This is a genomic window from Proteus sp. fly-1067 (assembly GCF_040139345.1).
In the GTDB taxonomy this organism is placed as follows: Bacteria; Pseudomonadota; Gammaproteobacteria; order Enterobacterales; family Enterobacteriaceae; genus Proteus; species Proteus vulgaris_B.
The window spans coordinates 1-680 of the sequence record NZ_JBEEUL010000116.1 but is presented as its reverse complement, the minus strand read 5'-3'; the positions used below and the strand labels follow the sequence as shown (position 1 = coordinate 680).

At 36.9% G+C, this 680-nt stretch carries 1 pseudogene; it reads right to left on the bottom strand.

Features of this window, described 5'->3' with window-relative positions:
• Positions 1 to 398 precede the first annotated feature (398 nt).
• Positions 399 to 680 (bottom strand): annotated as a pseudogene (locus tag ABN217_RS19490) (type VI secretion system tip protein VgrG); the annotation flags it as partial.

Genomic DNA, 680 nt, shown 5'->3' with positions numbered 1-680 from the left:
GCTCGATTTGTTGGGATAATGGTATATTTTCATCAAGAGCTAAATCATTGAGAATGGGAATTCCATTTTTTCCAAAGTTAATATTTATCATTGTCTATTATTTTCCGTTGTGAAAGGGTTAACAATAAATAAAACCATCATAATTATATTTTTTATGGCTTTTTAATGTCAGTATGTAATTTAGGGCAATGATTGCAGTGTAGCCTGTTTCTATTACAGCTCCAAGTTTTTGTCAGCTGTTGTATTATAGGATAGTAAAGGACTAGTTTATATGGAGCTTAAACAATGAATTACTCATACATTCCATATCTTGCTTAAGTGTCATCCCCCCCTCATTTGGAGGGGATCACTAATCGATACCATTTTTTACACCTTTATGTTCAAATTCTCAGCACTGGCTAAGAGTCCTTGCATCTGCCGAATTTTTTACCATCCCGTTTCACGGTGAGGAAAGAGATACAGCCCAATCTCGTTTGAAAATCCACATTCGGCAGTGAACTGACCGCCACAATGGGAAAGGTAAACAGTTCAGTGCTCTCTTCTTGTAAATCAAATGGTGTGACTTGAAAATGTGCCCTTAGGAAGCCCTTTAATCTGGCAAGAGGACACTGAGCCTGAATTGAGCTCAATAGCTTCAATCTAGCTTTATGCAAAGCAATAAGGCGTTGTTGCTTATTAAA